Below are 17,181 nucleotides of genomic sequence, written 5' to 3'. Positions count from 1 at the left end.
GGTAAGACACATCTCAAATGTGACTTCCGCGATCCATTTTGCACATCGCGGCGGTCTCGCGGGCTAGACCGCCTAAATTCGTGAGACTTGGATCCGATCCAGTTCGGTTGGCGCTCCGCGCGGGGCGACCAGAGCGCCCGACCGTCCCGGTGGTGCCGGTGCCGGTCGCCGTCTCGTCAGGTTGACAGGTCGTCCGTCGGGTCGACAGGTGGTCGAGACCACCGCGGTGGCACCGGTCGGCGGGCCCGGCCGATTCGTCTCGGATCCGAGACAGTGGTGGTCGGGCGGCCCTGTCGGCGACCCGGCCGGCTGCCGAGACTGGGCCCATGGACACCGTCACCGACCCCAGCACCGACCACCGGAGCCACGACGCCGACCGGGCCACCGGCGACCACGGCGCGGCCGTGGTGGTCGGCACCGGTCCGGTCACCCCCGCCGACGTCGTGGCCGTCGCCCGCGACGGCGCCCCCGTCGTGCTCGCCCCCGAGGCCCGGAGCGCGATCGGCGCCGCCCGCGAGGTGGTGGAGCTGCTGGCGGCCGGCGACGTGCCGGCGTACGGCGTGAGCACCGGCTTCGGGGCGCTCGCGACCCGCCACATCCCGGTCGCCCAGCGGGCGCAGCTGCAGCGCTCCCTGGTGCGCAGCCACGCCGCGGGCTCGGGACCGGAGGTCGAGGTGGAGGTGACCCGCGCGCTCATGCTGCTGCGGCTCTCGACCCTGGCCACCGGGCGCACCGGGGTCAGGCTCGAGACCGCGGAGCTGCTCGCGGCGCTGCTGACCCACCGGATCACGCCGGTGGTGCACGAGCACGGGTCGCTGGGCTGCTCCGGCGACCTCGCGCCGCTGTCGCACTGCGCGCTGGCCCTCATGGGCGAGGGGCCCGTGCGCGACGCCGACGGGGTGCTGCGCCCGGCCGACGAGGCGCTGGCCGCGGCCGGGCTGCGGCCCGTCGAGCTGGCCGAGAAGGAGGGCCTGGCCCTCATCAACGGCACCGACGGCATGCTCGGCATGCTGGTGATGGCGATCGCCGACCTGCGCCGCCTGCTGCGCACCGCCGACGTGGCCGCCGCGATGTCGGTGGAGGGCCAGCTCGGCACCGACCGGGTCTTCGCCGCCGCGCTGCAGGCCCTGCGCCCCCACCCGGGGCAGGGCGCCTCGGCCGCCAACCTGGTCGCGCTGCTCGCCGACTCCCCGCTGATGGCCTCCCACCGCGGGCCCGGGTGCCACCGCGTGCAGGACGCCTACTCGCTGCGCTGCTCGCCGCAGGTGCACGGCGCCGCCCGCGACACCGTCGACCACGCCGCGCGGGTGGCCGAGGTCGAGCTGGCCTCCGCCGTCGACAACCCGGTCGTGCTCGGCGACACCGTGGAGTCCAACGGCAACTTCCACGGCGCCCCGGTCGCCTACGTGCTCGACTTCCTGGCCATCGTGGCCGCCGACGTCGCCTCGATCAGCGAGCGGCGCACCGACCGCTTCCTCGACCGGGCGCGCAGCCACGGACTGCCGCCCTTCCTCGCCCACGACCCCGGTGTCGACAGCGGGCTGATGATCGCGCAGTACACCCAGGCGGCGATCGTCTCCGAGCTCAAGCGGCTCGCCGCGCCGGCCTCGGTCGACTCGATCCCGAGCTCGGCGATGCAGGAGGACCACGTGTCGATGGGCTGGGGCGCCGCTCGCAAGCTGCGCCGCGCCGTCGACGGCCTGACCCGCGTGGTGGCGATCGAGGTGATGACCGCGGCCCGCGCCCTCGACCTGCGTTCCACCACCGGCGACACCGCGGGCCTCGCGCCCTCCCCGGCCACCGGCGCCGTCGTGCGGCTGCTGCGCGGGCACGGGCTCGACGGCCCCGGCCCCGACCGCCACCTCGCCCCGGAGATCGAGGTCGCGGTCGGTCTCGTGGCCTCGGGCGCCGTCGTGGCCGCCGCCGAGTCGGTCACCGGAGCGCTGCGATGAGCGGGGACGTCCGCACGCCCGCCGGTGCCGCGAGCGCGGGGGCCGCGAGCGCCGGGGGTGGGGGCGGCAACCCGCGGCTGCCGATCCGGGCCGCGCGCGGCACGACGCTGACCGCCCGGTCGTGGCAGACCGAGGCCGCGCTGCGGATGCTGATGAACAACCTCGACCCCGACAACGCCGAGCGGCCCGAGGACCTCGTCGTCTACGGCGGCACCGGCCGCGCCGCCCGCAGCTGGGAGGCCTACGACGCCCTGGTGCGGACCCTCACCACCCTCGGCGACGACGAGACGATGCTCGTGCAGAGCGGCAAGCCGGTCGGGGTGATGCGCACGCACGCCTGGGCGCCGCGCGTGCTGATCGCCAACTCCCACCTCGTCGGCGACTGGGCCACCTGGGAGGAGTTCCGTCGCCTGGAGGACCTGGGGCTGACGATGTACGGCCAGATGACGGCCGGGTCGTGGATCTACATCGGCACCCAGGGCATCCTCCAGGGCACCTTCGAGACCTTCGCCGCCGTGGCCGACAAGATCGGGGGCGGCACCCTGGCCGGCACGATCACCCTCACCGCCGGGCTCGGCGGCATGGGCGGGGCGCAGCCGCTGGCGGTGACCATGAACGACGGCGTGGCGCTGTGCGTCGAGGTCGACCAGGCGCGCATCGCCCGGCGCCTGGAGCACCGCTACCTCGACGTGCAGGCCGACTCCCTCGAGCACGCGGTCGCCCTCGCCGTCGAGGCCCGTGACGCCCGGCGGCCGCTGTCGATCGGCGTGCTCGGCAACGCGGCCGAGGTCGTCCCCGCGCTGCTCGCGCAGGGTGCCCCGATCGACGTCGTCACCGACCAGACCTCCGCCCACGACCCGCTGTCCTACCTCCCCGTCGGCGTGGACCCCGCGGCCTGGCGCGACGAGGCCGCCCGCGACCCCGAGGGCTTCACGCTGCGTGCGCGGGCGTCGATGGCCGCGCACGTCGCGGCCATGGTCGGCTTCCAGGACGCCGGCGCCGAGGTCTTCGACTACGGCAACTCGATCCGCGACGAGGCCCGCAAGGGCGGCTGCGAGCGCGCCTTCTCCTTCCCCGGCTTCGTGCCGGCCTACATCCGGCCGCAGTTCTGCGAGGGTCGCGGGCCCTTCCGGTGGGCCGCGCTCTCCGGCGACCCGGCCGACATCGCCGCGACCGACCGCGCCGTGCTCGAGCTCTTCCCCGCCGAGGAGAGCGCCGCCAACGCCCGGCTGCACCGCTGGATCGCGATGGCGCAGGAGCGGGTGCAGTTCCAGGGCCTCCCGGCCCGGATCTGCTGGCTGGGCCAGGGCGAGCGGGCCCGCGCAGGCCGGCGCTTCAACGAGATGGTGGCCTCCGGGGAGCTCTCGGCGCCGGTGGTCATCGGCCGCGACCACCTCGACTGCGGCTCGGTGGCCTCGCCCTACCGCGAGACCGAGGCGATGCTCGACGGCTCCGACGCCATCGCCGACTGGGCCCTGCTCAACGCGTTGGTCAGCACCGCCTCCGGTGCGTCGTGGGTCTCGCTCCACCACGGCGGCGGCGTCGGCATGGGACGCTCGATCCACGCCGGCCAGGTGTGCGTGGCCGACGGCACCCCGCTGGCCGCCGAGAAGCTCGAGCGGGTGCTGACCAACGACCCGGCCATGGGCGTCATCCGCCACGTCGACGCGGGCTACTCCCGCGCCGGCGAGGTCGCCGCCGAGCGGGGCGTCACGGTGCCGATGGAGCCGGTCGTCCGCGACTGAGGCCCTCGGAGTCGTGGGCTGAGTCATGGGCTGAGTCGTGGGCGGAGTCGCGGGCGGAGTCGCGGGCCGCCGTACGCCGCTCCCACACGCTGCAGCCGACCGCGACGGCGAGGGCGAGCGCCGCGCCGGCGAGGGTGTCGACGACGTAGTGCTCGCCGCCGTGGACGAGCGTCACGCACATCGCCAGCGGGTAGGCCAGCAGCAGCCACCGCCACCGTGAGCGCAGTCGACCGAGGGCGAAGAAGGCCACCAGGAAGGCCGTGCCGGCGTGCAGCGAGGGCATCGCAGCGACCTTGTTGGACATGCCGAGCAGCACCATGCTCTGCCGGTGCAGACCCAGCTCCGACCAGCCGCGGCCGCTGATCCGCTCCACCGGGGGCAGCGCGCCGAGGTCGGCGGCCATCCAGGGCGGCGCCATGGGGTAGAGGACGTAGACGACCAGCCCGCACAGGTTGAGCACCACCAGCCGCCGCATCCAGGCCAGCCACACGACGCGGTCGCGCAGCCACAGCACCCCGGCGAGCACCTGGGCGACGAGGAAGTGCGAGGCGTAGACGGTGGTGAGCGCGACGTCCCACCACCGGGGCGCGCCGTCGGGGTCGCAGGGCACCCCGCACAGCTCGCGCTGCAGCCACACCGTCGGCACCGTGCCTCCGCCCAGCCAGGCGTCGAGGCGCACCGGGGTCTCGACGTGCACCGGCACGCCGGTCTGGTCGGCCAGGCCCCGCAGGAGCCAGTAGACGACCAGCAGCAGCATCGGGCGCCACCAGTCGCGGGCGAAGTCCCAGCGGCGCGTGGGCGGGGCGTCGGCGTGCCAGGCCAGCGCGACCAGCCAGAGCCACAGCGCCACGCCGACGGTGTCGTTGGGGATGCCGACGAGCGCGACCCACACCGCCAGCAGGGCGGCCACCGCGGCGAGGGCCCGGGCGCGCGCCACGGGGCGGGTCGGCGGGAAGGGCGCGAGGTCGCGCGGGAGCCCGTCGGTGCGACCGGTGAGCGGCGACCTCACCGGCGCACCTCCAGCACGGTGTAGCCCGCGACCACGGCGACCTCGCGGTAGTGGGCGGCCACCGCGGGCTCGGCCGCGTCGGGGTCGACGCCCCAGGTGAGCAGCGAGCGACCGGCGACCACCAGCCAGGTCGGGCGCCGCGGGCCCTCCAGCACCGCGGCGAGCTCGCGCAGGTCGGGGTCGGAGACGCGCACCGGCAGGCTCCACAGCTGCTCGTAGGGGCTGGACATCCCCGCCGCCCACAGCACGTTGGGCTCCCCGAAGGCCACGACCGCGGTGTCGCCCGGACGGCCGTGGTCGACCAGCCACGCCGACACCGCGAGCTCGGAGCGCTCGATCGGGTGCGCCCCCACCCACCCGACCGCGACCGCGGCCGACAGGGCCGTGCCGGCGTACGCCGTGACCAGCGCGCGCCGCCGCCAGCCGGGAGGCCGGGGCGGGGTGCGTGCGGCCAGGGCGGCGACGAGCACGATGCCGGGCACCAGGCCGGTCAGGTAGTGCAGCCAGTAGCTGCCACCCAGCGCCACCCCCACGCACTCCCAGGCCAGCACGGCGGCCGCGGCCCAGCGCAGGTCGAGCCGGTCGGGCCCGAGGGGCACCGCGCGGCGCAAGGACGGCGCGAGGGCGGCCAGCAGCAGCGGAGCGCCGCTGGCGAGCAGCGCCACGAGCATCACCACGAACCGGTCGGCCGACGACGGCGGGTCGGCCGTCGCGATGACCCGGCCCGCCTGGCTGCGAAAGGTCACCACGGCCCGCCACAGCTCGACCGGCCCGGTGCCGCGGGTCGCCGCACCGACCAGCGCCAGGACGAGGGCCGCGAGGCCGCCGGCGACCGCGCCGGCCAGCAGGGGCCGCAGCCGCGCGGCGCCGCGACGGGCGAGGAGCCCGGTCACGGCCAGGGCGGCGAGGAGCACGCCGACGTCCACGAGGTTCTGCTTCGTGAGCGCGGCGGCCACGGCGGCCGCGCCGGCCAGGGCGCCCCGGAGGGCGGCCCGCCGTGCGTCGGGCGCGGTGAGCGCTGCGAGGGTCGCGGCCGTGCCGGCCAGCAGGAAGGGCACGCCCAGGATCTCCGCGTCGACCACCGTGCCACCGAAGAGCGGGGTGGCCGTCAGCGCGGCCGCCGCACCGGCCGCCATCAGCGGACCCCTGCGGGTGCCGGGGGCGGCGAGCCGCCCGACGAGGCCGGCCAGCAGCACGCAGGCCACCACCGCCAGCGCGCCGAGCAGCCGCAGCCCGACGAGACCGCCGAGGTGCTCGGCCGCGGCCACCAGGGCGAGGAGCACCGGCGGGCGGTCGACGAAGTAGTCGCCGTAGACCGACGAGCCCGGCGCCCACTGCGCCGCCACCAGCAGCAGGCCGCCCTCGTCGGGCCCGAGGTCGCGGCCGACGAAGGGCAGCCAGCCCAGGGTCGCCGCCGCTGCCATCGCGACCACCAGCGGCCAGGTGCGGCCGGGCGCGCCCGCGGGGGGTCGCCGAACGTCGGGTGCGGGGTGGGGCGCGACCGGACCGGGGGACATGGCGTCAGTGTGCGCCGCGCGGCGCCGGGCCGTCAGGGGCGAGCACGGATCGGCGTGTGGTCTGCGTCTCTGCGGGGGTGACGGGGGTGGCGGAGGTGGTCGAGGAGGAGGCGTGCGGCGGTGAGGGTCCCGGGATCCCCGGGGTGGGTGGTTCCGAGACTGTGAGGTCCGCGTTGCAGCCCCGTTGGCGATGGCCTGTGGTCTGGTGGCTGTGGGCCCGGCCCGTCTCGGGACTGGTTCCGTGCCTTCGACCGACGTGTGCGCTGGTGGCTGCCGGCCCGGCCCGGTCGGAGGTGCTGGCCTGATCAGGAGCTCGACCGATCGGTGCTCGCACGGGGGTCGATCCGCCGAGCAGCACGGTGACCGGCCCGTGGGTCGGCCCGGGGTCGGCGTCGGTGAGTGGCGGGAGGCGACACCTGCGGCGGTCGTCGACCGGTCGTACGCCGCCACTTCTCGGGCGGGCGGGCCGGGGACGTGAGGCGGCCCCCGTGTGGCGGGGTCGGTGGTCGCGGTGCTCGCGGTGACCGACTGTGCGTAGTGGCGGAGACGACACCTGCGGCGGCCCTCGACCCGTCGTTCGCCGCCACTTCTCGGGCGCGCGGGCGGGCCGGGGACGTGAGGCGGCCCCCGTGTGGCGGGGTCGGTGGTCGCGGCGCTCGCGGTGACTGATCGTGCGTAGTGGCGGGAGACGACACCTGCGGCGGCCCTCGACCGGTCGTTCGCCGCCACTTGTCGGGCGGGCCGGCCGGGGACCGGGGGCAGCCCCGCGTGGGGTCGGCCGGTGGTGGTGGCGGCGCTCGCGGTGACTGACTGTGCGTAGTGGCGGGAGACGACACCTGCGGCGGCCGTCGACCGGTCGTTCGCCGCCACTTGTCGGGCGGGCAGGCCGGGGACGCGAGGCGGCCCCCGCGTGGCCGGTCAGTGGTGGCGGCGCTCGTGGTGACCGACCGCCCGTCTCTGGGTGCCCGAGACCTGCGACGACGACTCGCACCCGGACCGGGGCACGAGGTGACGACCCGGAGGAGCGTCGGTCGCTGGGGTGGTTTCGAGACGGTCGCTGGCGCTCCCTCCTCAACCACCGGGTCGGGTGGCGCTGCCCGCTCACCCAGCGTGGGGGCGGGGGGAGTCGAGGACGAGGGTGATCGGGCCGTCGTTGACGGAGGTGACGGCCATGTCGGCGCCGAAGACGCCGCGGGCGACCTCGGCGCCGAGGCGCTCGAGCTCGGCGCAGACCGCGTCGTAGAGCGGCTCGCTGACCGGGCCGGGAGCGGCCGCGTGCCAGGTGGGCCGGCGCCCCTTGCGCGCGTCGCCGTAGAGCGTGAACTGGCTGACGACCAGCACCGGGGCCCCGGCCTCGGAGGCGGAGACCTCGCCGCGCAGCAGCCGCAGCTCCCACACCTTGCGGGCCACCCAGGCCACGTCGGCGGGCCCGTCGTCGTGGGTGACGCCGAGGTAGACCAGCAGGCCCGGCCGCTCGATCGCCCCCACCACCGCGGGCCCGTCGGCCCCCGCCACCTCGACGCGCGCCGACGTCACCCGCTGCACCACCGCTCTCACGCGCCCCATCATCGCCGCCCGCGTCGGCCGCCGCGCCGGCCGCCGCGCCGGCCGCCATGTCGGGCGCCCGGGAGCGCGCCATGATGGCGGCGTGCCCGACCCCGCGCCCCGACCCGAGCCCGAGGTGGACCAGGAGGCCACGGAGGCCGCGCGGCTCTTCGCGCGGGTGCCGCTGGGCCACAGCACCGTGCGCTACGCCGGGCGCACCTGGTCGTTGACCCGCAGCGAGCAGGTCGGCGGCCGCTCGCAGAAGGTGTGGGCCGAGGAGCGCGGCGGCACGGCGGTGGTGAGCGCCAACCTCTACTCGCCCGGCGACGGCGCCGACCGTTTCCGCCCGTGCGAGATGCCGGCGGCGGTGGTGCTGGACTTCCTCGCCGGCTGGGAGCCAACCTGAGGCGTGGCCCACCCGCCGATGTTCGACGACGACGACCCCGCCCTGCTGCGGCTGCGCACGCTCGCGCTGGCCCTGCCCGACGCCGCGACGAAGGTCTCCCACGGCCGCCCCGCCTTCTTCGCCGCCCCGCGCGGCAAGGTCTTCGCCTACTACGGCGGCTCCCGGCGCGTCGACGGCGCGTGGGTGCAGCACCCCCGCTGCGTGGTGGTGCTGCTCGAGCCCGGGGAGCGCGAGGCCGTGCTGGGCGACCCGCGCTCGTTCGTGCCGGCCTACCTGGGGCCCTCCGGCTGGGTCGGCCTCGACCTCGCCGGCCCCGGGGCGCCGGGGTGGGAAGAGCAGTGGGCCGAGGTGGCCGAGCTGGTCGACGCGTCCTACCGGCTCACCGCGGGGCCGCGGCGGGTGGCCCGGCTCAACGCCGGCGAGCAGGGCGCGGGCTGAGACCGCGCCCCGCGCGGCGCGCCCCCGACCGGCCGGCGGAGGGCAGGATGGCGCCGTGACGAGACGCGGACTGGTCCTGGGCGGCGGCGGCATCACCGGGATCGCCTGGGAGACCGGGCTGCTCACCGGCCTGGCCGAGGCGGGGGTCGACCTGACCGTCGCCGACCGGGTGATCGGCACATCGGCGGGCTCGATCGTGGGGGCCCAGGTCACCAGCGGCGTCGGCCTCGAGGAGCTCTACCGCCGTCAGCTGCCGCCGCCCACCGACACCGACCCGCCGGCTCGGATCGGGGTGGGCGTCGTGGCCCAGTTCGCGCTGGGGCTGCTGGCCTCGCGCGGCGACGTCGAGCGCTTCGGCCGGGTGCTGGGGCGGCGCGCCGTACGCCTGGCGGCCGCGGGGCGCACCCCCAGCGTCGAGGAGCGCTACGCGCAGGTGCGACGCCGCCTGACCAGCACCACCTGGCCCGAGCGCGACCTCGTCGTGACCGCCGTCGAGGTCGCCACCGGGGAGCTGGTGCGCTTCGGGCCCGGCGGCGACGTGGGCCTCGAGGACGCCGTCAACGCCAGCTGCGCCGTGCCGTGCGTCTACCCGCCCATCCCGATCCTGGGGCGCACCTACGTCGACGGCGGCGTGCGCTCGGGCACCAACGCCGACCTCGCCGAGGGCTGCGACCCCGTGGTCGTGCTCGCCCCCGCCGACCGGGGCGTCGGGCCACTGCGCAGCGCGAGCCGGCAGCTCGCCGACCTGGGCGTGGCCCACCTGGTGATCACGCCCGACGCCGACGCCCGGGCGGCCATCGGCCGCAACGTGCTCGACCCCGCGGCGCGCCCACCCTCGGCCCGCGCCGGGCACGCCCAGGCCGCCGCGTGGGTCGACCGGGTCCGCGACCTCTGGGGCTGACCGGCTGCGCGGTGCCTCACGACGACGACCCCCGACCGAGGGCCGGGGGTCGTCGTGCGGCGCGGTCGTGCCGCGGTCGTGCTGGTCGCCGAGCGGGGGTCAGAAGACCCGCCGTCGGGTGCCTCCGATCGGCACGAGGTTCAGGACCAGGCCGACGACCAGCAGGATGATGCCGACCGTCGTGAGCAGCGGGATGGACGCGAAGATGCCGATGAGCAGCAGGACAAGTCCGATGAGGACCATGTGAGACTCCCTCCAGAGTGTGGAGGTCCAGGTCTACTCCCCGGCGACTGTGACGGCGCTCACCTCTGAGGGTGACCGTGCGGCGTCGTCCCAGGTCAGGCGGACGTCGACCGCATCACGACCGGCTCACGGCTGGTTCACGAAGACCGCGCGGCGCCGCTGCGCCCGTCGAGGACGTAGGGCGTCGTGGTGGCGACCGCCCGCAGGCCGAGACGCTCGAGGATCGGTCGCGACTGGGGCGAGGTGTCGAGGCGCACGTAGCGGTGGCCGCGGTCGCGGGCCAGCGCGGCGCGGTGCGCGACCGTCGCCCGGTAGAGCCCACGACGCCGCCACTGCGGCAGCGTCGAGCCGCCCCACATGCTGGCGAAGTCGGTGCCGCGGGTGTAGCGCAGCCACCCGGCGCACAGCACCGGCCCTGCGGGCGACTCCTCCGCCACGACGACGTCGAGCGCGTCGGGGTCGGCGCGCACCTCGGCGGCGAGCGAGCCGTCGTCGCGGCCCTCGCCCCAGATCGTGCGCAGGAGGACGTCGACCCGCGCGAGGTCCTCCTCGCTGCTCACCTGCCGCAGGGCGACGCCGTCGGGGAGCGCCACGTCGTGGACCAGCCCGGCGACCTCGCCGAGCAGCAGCGTCTCCTCGTCCTCGGCGACGAAGCCCGCCGCGACGAGCCGGTCGGCGAGGTCGGCGGGGGAGTCGTAGGAGTAGGTCTTCCACTCCACCTGCTCCCCGCGCCCGGAGAAGAACGCCACCTGCCGCGCGATCCAGTGGTCGGGGTCCTCGCCGAGACCCTCCGGGCACTCGACCATGCAGTACGACGACCCGGGCGTCGCCGGGTAGCGACGACGCACCGGGCCGTCGGTGTCGAGGACGATGCCGGGTGCGGGCTCGTCCTCCCGCCCGGCGAGGCGGATGCTGGTGTGGAACGCGTCGAGGAGGCTCACGCCCCCATCACACCACCGCCGGGACCTCCGCCAGGATCACGGCCGGGACCACCGCCGGGTCACTGCAGCGCGGTGATCGCCTCGTGGATGCGTAGCGTGCGGGTCGCGGACTCGACGTGGAGGTTCTCCACCATCTTTCCGCGGTAGGTCACCACGCCCGAACCCCGACCGTCCTCCCACGCCTGGAGCACGCCGCGGGCGTCCTCGACCGCCTCGGGGCTCGGGGCGAAGGCGGTGTTGGCGCCCTCGACCTGGCCGGGGTGGATGAGGGTCTTGCCGTCGAAGCCCATCTCGCGGCCCTGGCGGCACTCGGCGAGGAACCCGTCGGCGTCCTTCACGTCGTTGTAGACACCGTCGAGGATCGCGACGCCGGCGGCCCGGGCGGCCAGGAGCGACAGCGACAGCGAGGTGAGCAGCGGCGCGCGGCCGGGCACGTGCTCGGCGTAGAGCTCCTTGACCAGGTCGTTGGTGCCCATCACCAGCACCGCGAGCCGGTCGGAGGCGGCGGCGATCTCGCGCACGTCGAGGATGGCCTGCGGGGTCTCGACCATGGCCCACAGCCGGGTGTGGTCGGGGGCGCCGGCCTTCTCCAGGGCGGCGACCAGGGCACGGACCTCGTCGGCGCTGCCGACCTTCGGCACCACGACGCCGGCGGGGCCGGCCTGGGCGGCGGCCACGAGGTCGGCGTCGTGCCACTCGGTGCCGAGGCCGTTGACGCGGATGGTGACGGTGCGCCGGCCGTACTCGCCCGACGCCACGGCGGCCGCGGCCGCCTCGCGCGCCGCGGGCTTGGCGTCGGGGGCGACGGCGTCCTCGAGGTCGAGGATGAGGCCGTCGCACAGCAGCGACTTGGCCTTCTCCAGGGCGCGCTCGTTGGAGCTGGGCATGTAGAGCACCGAGCGCAGCGGGGTGTGCGCGGGGGTCTCGGGCGCGGTGGGGTGCTCGGTCATCTCAGTCCTCCGACCCGGCGGCGGCGTACTGCTCGGCGAGCTCGGGGTCGATGGCGGCCAGCTGCTCGGCCAGCTCCACCATCACCAGGCACTGCTTGAGGGAGGCGTCGTCCTCCATCTTGCCGTCGAGCATCACCGCGCCCGTGCCGTCGCCCATGGCCGCGACCACGCGCCGGGCGTGCGCCACGTCCTCGACCGACGGGCTGAAGACCCGGTGGGCGATGGCGATCTGCTTGGGGTGCAGGCTCCACGTGCCGACGCAGCCGAGCAGGAAGGCGTTGCGGAACTGGTCCTCGCAGGCCACGACGTCGGCGATGTCGCCGAAGGGGCCGTAGTAGGGGTAGATGCCGTGCATCGCGCAGGCGTCGACCATGCGGGCGATGGTGTAGTGCCACAGGTCCTGCTGGAAGACCGAGCGCGGGGCCTCGATCTCGGCGACGCCGAGCTCGTTGCGGGGCGGGTCCTGGCGCACGAGGTAGCCGGGGTGGCCGCCGCCGACGCGGGTGGTCTTCATGCGGCGGTCGGCGGCCAGGTCGGCCGGGCCCAGGCTGAGGCCCTGCATGCGCGGGCTAGCGCCGCAGATCTCCTCGACGTTGGCCATGCCGCGCGCGGTCTCGAGGATGGCGTGCACCAGGATCGGGCGGTCGAGACCGGCCTTGGCCTCGAGCTGGGCCAGCAGGCGGTCGACGTAGTGGATGTCCTCGGCGCCCTGCACCTTGGGCACCATGACCACGTCGAGCTTGTGGCCGATCGCCGGCACCAACGTGGTGAGGTCGTCGAGGGCCCACGGGCTGTCGAGGGAGTTGATGCGCGTCCACAGCTGCGTGGGGCTGTCGGGCCCGCCGAGGCCCTCGGTCTCCTGGCCGATCCGCACGAGGCCCTCCCGCGCGGCCACCTTGTTGTCGGCCTTGACCGCGTCCTCGAGGTTGCCCAGCAGGACGTCGACGCCGCCGACCATCTGCGGGATCTTGGCCGCCATCTTCGCGTTGCTCGGGTCGAAGAAGTGGATCGCCCGGCTGGGGCGGGCCGGGATGTCGGTGGGCGGGGTGGGCGCACCCACCGCGAGGGGGCGGAAGAAGTCCTTGCTGGGTCGCATGCGCGCGAACGTAGCAGCGCACGGTTACCGACGGGTATGACCGATCTCTCGCCGGACGGACGGGGGCGGGCCGCTGCCGTGGGTGGGCCGGAGGGTGCGTCGGTGGGTGGGGCTGGTGGGTGCGTCGGCGGCCGGGTGGGAGGCCGCGGCTACCGGTCGGCTGCGCGCCGGTGCCACCAGCGGCGCCGCGGGGCGGGAGCGGCCGCGGCCTGGGCGGCGAGCGCCTGGCGCTGGGCCTCGCGCCGCTCCTCGCGCCGGGCCCGCCAGCCGGCGAGGGCCGCGTCCACGTCGCGCGGCATGGTGATGAGGGGCGGGCCGTCGGTGGGGGTGTAGCGAGCGTGCAGCACGCGGGCGTTGAAGTCCTCGACCGCCCGGCGCGCCTCGGCCTCCATCGTGAAGGTGTCGAGGCGGGCGTCGAGCTCGGCGTCCTCCTTGCGCAGGGCCAGGCTCGGCGGCAGCACGCCGGTGATCTGCTCGCGCTCGACGAGCTTCTTGACCCACCAGTCGGGGTCATGGTCGGTGCCGAGGCCCTGGATCGGCTTGCCGGCGCCGGGCAGGTCGTCGAAGTCGCCGCGGGCCATGGCCACGCGGATCTGCTGGTCGACCCAGCTGGACTGGTGCTGGATGCGGGCGGCGGCCGCGCTCTGCCCGCTGCGCTTGCGCCGCTCGCGCTCGTCGGCGGCCTGGTCCCTGCGGGCCGCCCGGGTCTCGTCGCTCATCTGACCTCACCTCCGCGTGCCCCAGCCTACGGACCCCCCGGGGACGAGCCGTCTCGGATCCGAGACGGCCTGGCCCCCCGGCGCGTTGACCGGCCGCGCGGCGGCCGGTGGACTGGCTCGGTGCCGCTACCCGTCGTCGTCCGCCGCCCCGCTGTCGGCACCGTCGGCGCCGCTGGCGGCGCCCGCGCCGGCTCCCCAGTGGCCGCGGTGGAGGACCTCCTCCAGCGGCCGGCGCCCACGGCGCGCCGGAGAGCCGGCGCTGCCGGTGTCGGCGACCCGGTGGCCCAGGGTGACCACCCCGATCGGGTCGACCTCGTCGGGCAGCCCGAACGCCTCGCGCAGCGCGGCCTCGCGCCCCGGGGGCACACCGAAGAAGCAGGCCCCCAGGCCCTCGTCGACCGCGGTCTGCAGGATGAGCAGGCTGGCCATCGCGGCGTCCATGTGCCAGTAGGGCTTGGCCCAGCGCGCCTCCGCGCGGTCCTCCCAGCCCTTGTCGGGCTCGGCGTAGCGGGCGAGGTAGGCCGCCTTGCTGCTGCACGGCACGATCACCACCGGCGCGGTCATCATGCCCGCCAGCCACGGGCCGGGGTCGTCCACGTCGTCGCTGGTGGCCTCCCAGAAGCGGCGCACGTCGGCGGGGTCCTCCAGCACCAGGAAGCCCCAGCCCTGGCTGAAGCCGGCGCTCGGCGCACGGGTCGCGTGCTCGATCGCGCGGGTCACCACGGCCGGGTCGACCGGTCGGTCGCTGTAGCGGCGCACCATGCGGCGACGCCGCACCACGTCTCGGAACTCCACGGAGGTCACTGTGCCCGACACCCCCGCTGAGCGGCCCGCCGGCCGTCGCCCGGACTTCGAGGCGATGTGGCGCGACCTCGCGCCCGTCGGTCGCTCGGCGCGCACCGGCGGCTACCACCGGCGGCCGTGGGACGGCGCCGAGCGTGAGCTGCGCGCGTGGTTCCTGGAGCAGTGCGCGGGCCGCGGGCTCGACGTACGGGTCGACGGGCTGGGCAGCGTCGTGGCGTGGTGGCGCCCGGAGGGGGCGAGCGGTCCGGGGGTGCTGACCGGCTCGCACCTCGACTCCGTCGACGACGGCGGGGCCTACGACGGTCCGCTCGGCGTCGTCTCGGCCCTGGCCGCGCTGGACCGGCTGCGCGAGCGGGGCGTGCGGCCCGGCCGGCCGGTCGGGGTGTCGGTGTTCGCGGAGGAGGAGGGCTCGCGCTTCGGGCGGGCGTGCCTGGGCTCGCGGTGGGCCACCGGCAGGGCGGCGTGGGCCGACCTGCGCGAGCTCGTCGACCCCGACGGCGTGCGGCTGCCCGACGCGCTGGAGGCGGCCGGGCTGGGGCAGGGGCTCGAGGAGGGGCCGGGCGCAGGGTCGGGCGCCGGGTCGGGCGCGGGGTCGCGCGGAGGGTCGGTCGCAGGACCGGGGGCAGGGTCGAGCGCAGGGTCTAGCGCAGGGTCGAGCGCAGGGCCGGGGGCAGGGTCGAGCGCAGGGCCGGGGGCCGGGTCGAGCGCAGGGCCGGGGGCCGGGCTGCTCGAGGGCGTCGGCACCTTCGTCGAGCTGCACGTCGAGCAGGGCCGGGCACTGGTCGACCTCGACGCGCCGGTGGGCATGGCCCGCGGCATCTGGCCGCACGGGCGCTGGCGGCTCGACCTCGAGGGCCGCGCCGACCACGCCGGCACGACCCGCATGGAGGACCGCGCCGACCCGGTGCTGACCTTCGCGATGATCGCGCTCGCGGCCCACAAGCAGGCGCGGCTGGCCGGGGCCCGCGCCACGATCGGGCGGGTCGAGGTGACCCCGGGGTCGACCAACGTCATCGCCTCCAAGGTCGGCGCCTGGCTCGACGCCCGCGCCGCGAGCGAGCCCGAGCTGGAGGCGCTGGTCGTCGCGATCACCGCCCAGGGCGTCGCCCGCGCCGAGCGCGACGGCACCTCGCTGGCGGTGCACCCCGAGTCGGTCTCGGGAGCGGTGGGCTTCGACCCGGCGCTAGTCGGGGTCCTCGACGCGGCCGGACGCGGCTGGCCGGTGCTCGACACGCAGGCCGGCCACGACGCGGGCGTGCTCGCCGCGGCCGGCGTGCCGACGGCCATGCTCTTCGTGCGCAACCCCACCGGCGTCTCGCACTCCCCGGCCGAGCACGCCGAGGTCGCCGACTGCCTCGCCGGCGTCGAGGCACTGGCCGACGCGCTCGAGGTGCTGGCGCGGTGAGCGGACCTGTCACCGGCCCCGCGATCGGCCCCGCGATCGGCCCCGCGACCGGCCCCTCGACCGGCCCCGCGACCGGCGGCTCGCCCCGGGGAGTCGCCCGCCCGGCCGGCGCCGGGGCCGGCGCGGCCACCGCGGCGTACGTGCTGCGGCGGGCGTGGGTCGGCGGCGCCACCCGCGACGACGTCCTGGTGGAGGTGGCCGACGGTCGCTTCACGCGCGTGGAGCCGGGGGGCGCGGTGGGCGAAGGGCGCGAGGGGCGCGAGGGGCGCGAGGCGGTGGTGCTCGACGGCCTGGTCGTGCCGGGGCAGGCCAACGCCCACAGCCACGCCTTCCACCGCGCGCTGCGGGGGCGCACCCAGCGCGGCCGGGGCACGTTCTGGACCTGGCGCGAGCAGATGTACGCCGTCGCCGCGCGCCTGGACCCCGACTCCTACCACCGCCTCGCCCGGGCCGTCCTCGGGGAGATCGTCGCCTCGGGCGTGACGACCCTTGGGGAGTTCCACTACCTCCACCACCGACCCGACGGCACCCCCTACCCCGACCACGCGATGGAGCTCGCCCTCGTCGAGGCCGCCCGCGCGGTCGGACTGCGGCTGACCCTGCTCGACACCTGCTACCTCAGCAGCGGCTTCGGCGCCCCGGTCGAGGGAGTGCAGCGGCGGTGCAGCGACGGCTCCGCGCAGGCCTGGGCCGAGCGGCGCGCCGCGCTGATCGAGCGGCTGCACGGGAGCGACGACGTCGTCGTGGGCGCGGCGATCCACTCGGTGAGGGCGGTGCCCCGGGCCGACCTGCCGACGGTGGTGGCCGCGGCCGCCGGCGGCCCGCTGCACGTGCACCTCTCCGAGCAGCCGGCCGAGAACGCCGCCTGCCTCGCCGCCCACGGCGTCACCCCGACCCGCCTGCTCGCCGACGCCGGCGCGCTCGGCCCCCGGACCACCGCGGTCCACGCCACCCACCTCACCGACGCCGACGTCGACCTCCTCGGCGGCTCCGGCACCCGCGTCTGCCTCTGCCCGACCACCGAGCGCGACCTCGGCGACGGCGTCGGCCCCGCGCGCCGTCTCGCCGACGCGGGAGCGGTCCTCTCGCTGGGCAGCGACAGCCACGCCGTGGTCGACCCCTGGGAGGAGATGCGCGCCCTGGAGCTCGACGAGCGGCTGACCTCGCGCCGCCGCGGTCACTGGAGCGCGGGCGAGCTCCTCGCGGCCGGCACCGACCACGCCGGGCTCGGCTTCCCCGACGCCGGACGCCTCGAGGTCGGCGCCCGGGCCGACCTGGTCGTGCTCGACACGACCTCCCCGCGCACCGCCGGCACCGGCGACGACGAGCACACCGCCGTCTTCGCCGCGAGCGCCGCCGACGTCCTCGCCGTCATGGTCGACGGTCGCTGGGTCGTCGGCCCCAGGGCCCCGGCCCCCGACCAGCCCCTCGGCGCCGCCCTGGCCGCCGCGATCCAGGAGGTCCTGCCGTGACCGGTGGCCCGCACACCCCCCTCACCCCGCCCGGCCCG

Annotated in this window: 16 protein-coding genes; 7 read left to right on the top strand and 9 right to left on the bottom strand. The window is 76.5% G+C overall.

Annotated features, from left to right (window positions below):
* The first annotated feature begins 326 nt into the window (after positions 1 to 326).
* Together hutH and hutU are read left to right on the top strand one after the other, a co-directional pair.
* Positions 327 to 1,952, top strand: coding sequence for a histidine ammonia-lyase (gene hutH, locus ASF47_RS15505; protein ID WP_082500394.1), 1,626 nt, complete (start codon positions 327 to 329; stop codon positions 1,950 to 1,952).
* Entirely contained in the window at positions 1,949 to 3,697 is a 1,749-nt protein-coding gene (hutU, locus tag ASF47_RS15500) for a urocanate hydratase (RefSeq protein ID WP_082500393.1), read from the top strand. The genes hutH and hutU overlap by 4 nt, the downstream gene beginning before the upstream one ends.
* On the opposite strand, the gene ASF47_RS15495 is transcribed toward hutU, so the two are convergent.
* From ASF47_RS15495 to dtd, 3 genes are all read right to left on the bottom strand, one after another.
* The gene (locus ASF47_RS15495) at positions 3,663 to 4,706 is read right to left on the bottom strand and encodes a phosphatase PAP2 family protein (RefSeq protein WP_056864908.1); all 1,044 of its coding nucleotides are present in this window, start codon (positions 4,704 to 4,706) and stop codon (positions 3,663 to 3,665) included. The two genes, hutU and ASF47_RS15495, sit on opposite strands and share 35 nt — an antisense overlap.
* A complete protein-coding gene (locus ASF47_RS15490; protein WP_056864907.1) occupies positions 4,703 to 6,223 on the bottom strand; it encodes a hypothetical protein in 1,521 nt (506 codons plus the stop codon). Before ASF47_RS15490 ends, ASF47_RS15495 begins: the two co-directional genes overlap by 4 nt.
* Positions 6,224 to 7,324: 1,101 nt before the next feature.
* On the bottom strand, positions 7,325 to 7,780 hold the full coding sequence (dtd, locus tag ASF47_RS15485) for a D-aminoacyl-tRNA deacylase (protein ID WP_056864906.1): 456 nt from the start codon (positions 7,778 to 7,780) through the stop codon (positions 7,325 to 7,327).
* A gap of 91 nt (positions 7,781 to 7,871) precedes the next feature.
* Between dtd and ASF47_RS15480 the strand changes: the two genes are divergently transcribed.
* The 3 genes from ASF47_RS15480 to ASF47_RS15470 are packed head-to-tail and all read left to right on the top strand — an operon-like array spanning position 7,872 to position 9,513.
* A complete protein-coding gene (locus tag ASF47_RS15480; protein WP_200919160.1) occupies positions 7,872 to 8,174 on the top strand; it encodes a peptide methionine sulfoxide reductase in 303 nt (100 codons plus the stop codon).
* A gap of 3 nt (positions 8,175 to 8,177) precedes the next feature.
* Complete coding sequence (locus ASF47_RS15475; RefSeq protein WP_056864905.1) at positions 8,178 to 8,612, top strand: MmcQ/YjbR family DNA-binding protein; 435 nt, start codon at positions 8,178 to 8,180, stop codon at positions 8,610 to 8,612.
* Between the two features lie 55 nt (positions 8,613 to 8,667).
* Positions 8,668 to 9,513 (top strand): patatin-like phospholipase family protein, encoded by an 846-nt coding sequence (locus ASF47_RS15470; RefSeq protein WP_056864904.1) that lies wholly within the window; start codon positions 8,668 to 8,670, stop codon positions 9,511 to 9,513.
* A 99-nt stretch (positions 9,514 to 9,612) separates the two neighbouring features.
* Here ASF47_RS15470 and ASF47_RS21595 read toward each other — a convergent pair whose 3' ends face one another.
* The 6 genes from ASF47_RS21595 to ASF47_RS15445 form a co-directional block, all read right to left on the bottom strand.
* Positions 9,613 to 9,756 (bottom strand): hypothetical protein, encoded by a 144-nt coding sequence (locus tag ASF47_RS21595; RefSeq protein WP_165699050.1) that lies wholly within the window; start codon positions 9,754 to 9,756, stop codon positions 9,613 to 9,615.
* A gap of 137 nt (positions 9,757 to 9,893) precedes the next feature.
* A complete protein-coding gene (locus ASF47_RS15465; protein WP_056864903.1) occupies positions 9,894 to 10,697 on the bottom strand; it encodes a GNAT family N-acetyltransferase in 804 nt (267 codons plus the stop codon).
* Positions 10,698 to 10,756: 59 nt separating this feature from the next.
* A complete protein-coding gene (locus tag ASF47_RS15460) occupies positions 10,757 to 11,647 on the bottom strand; it encodes an HpcH/HpaI aldolase/citrate lyase family protein (RefSeq protein ID WP_056864902.1) in 891 nt (296 codons plus the stop codon).
* A 1-nt stretch (position 11,648) separates the two neighbouring features.
* Positions 11,649 to 12,743, bottom strand: a complete 1,095-nt coding sequence (locus ASF47_RS15455; protein WP_056864901.1) for an HpcH/HpaI aldolase/citrate lyase family protein — start codon at positions 12,741 to 12,743, stop codon at positions 11,649 to 11,651.
* 149 nt (positions 12,744 to 12,892) lie between these two features.
* Positions 12,893 to 13,462: a J-domain-containing protein gene (locus ASF47_RS15450; RefSeq protein ID WP_056864900.1), complete on the bottom strand. Its 570-nt coding sequence runs from the start codon at positions 13,460 to 13,462 to the stop codon at positions 12,893 to 12,895.
* A 126-nt stretch (positions 13,463 to 13,588) separates the two neighbouring features.
* Positions 13,589 to 14,257, bottom strand: a complete 669-nt coding sequence (locus tag ASF47_RS15445; protein WP_056865255.1) for a nitroreductase family protein — start codon at positions 14,255 to 14,257, stop codon at positions 13,589 to 13,591.
* Between the two features lie 10 nt (positions 14,258 to 14,267).
* Between ASF47_RS15445 and ASF47_RS15440 the strand changes: the two genes are divergently transcribed.
* Together ASF47_RS15440 and ASF47_RS15435 are read left to right on the top strand one after the other, a co-directional pair.
* Positions 14,268 to 15,671, top strand: a complete 1,404-nt coding sequence (locus tag ASF47_RS15440; RefSeq protein WP_200919158.1) for a Zn-dependent hydrolase — start codon at positions 14,268 to 14,270, stop codon at positions 15,669 to 15,671.
* Positions 15,668 to 17,143, top strand: coding sequence for a formimidoylglutamate deiminase (locus tag ASF47_RS15435; RefSeq protein WP_235558773.1), 1,476 nt, complete (start codon positions 15,668 to 15,670; stop codon positions 17,141 to 17,143). Before ASF47_RS15440 ends, ASF47_RS15435 begins: the two co-directional genes overlap by 4 nt.
* Positions 17,144 to 17,181 lie beyond the last annotated feature (38 nt).

This window comes from Nocardioides sp. Leaf285, from assembly GCF_001422955.1.
In the GTDB taxonomy this organism is placed as follows: domain Bacteria; phylum Actinomycetota; class Actinomycetes; order Propionibacteriales; family Nocardioidaceae; genus Nocardioides; species Nocardioides kribbensis.
The sequence above is the reverse complement of the archived record's forward strand: the minus strand, read 5'-3'. Positions and strand labels throughout refer to the sequence as shown.

Bases quoted from the DNA above. Each gene is read 5' to 3' on its own strand.
- hutH (WP_082500394.1), top strand. From the start codon at position 327: ATGGACACCGTCACCGACCCCAGCACCGACCACCGGAGCCACGACGCC.
- hutU (WP_082500393.1), top strand. From the start codon at position 1,949: ATGAGCGGGGACGTCCGCACGCCCGCCGGTGCCGCGAGCGCGGGGGCC.
- ASF47_RS15455 (WP_056864901.1), bottom strand. From the start codon at position 12,743: ATGCGACCCAGCAAGGACTTCTTCCGCCCCCTCGCGGTGGGTGCGCCC.
- ASF47_RS15460 (WP_056864902.1), bottom strand. From the start codon at position 11,647: ATGACCGAGCACCCCACCGCGCCCGAGACCCCCGCGCACACCCCGCTG.
- ASF47_RS15450 (WP_056864900.1), bottom strand. From the start codon at position 13,462: ATGAGCGACGAGACCCGGGCGGCCCGCAGGGACCAGGCCGCCGACGAG.
- ASF47_RS15490 (WP_056864907.1), bottom strand. From the start codon at position 6,223: ATGTCCCCCGGTCCGGTCGCGCCCCACCCCGCACCCGACGTTCGGCGA.
- ASF47_RS21595 (WP_165699050.1), bottom strand. From the start codon at position 9,756: ATGGTCCTCATCGGACTTGTCCTGCTGCTCATCGGCATCTTCGCGTCC.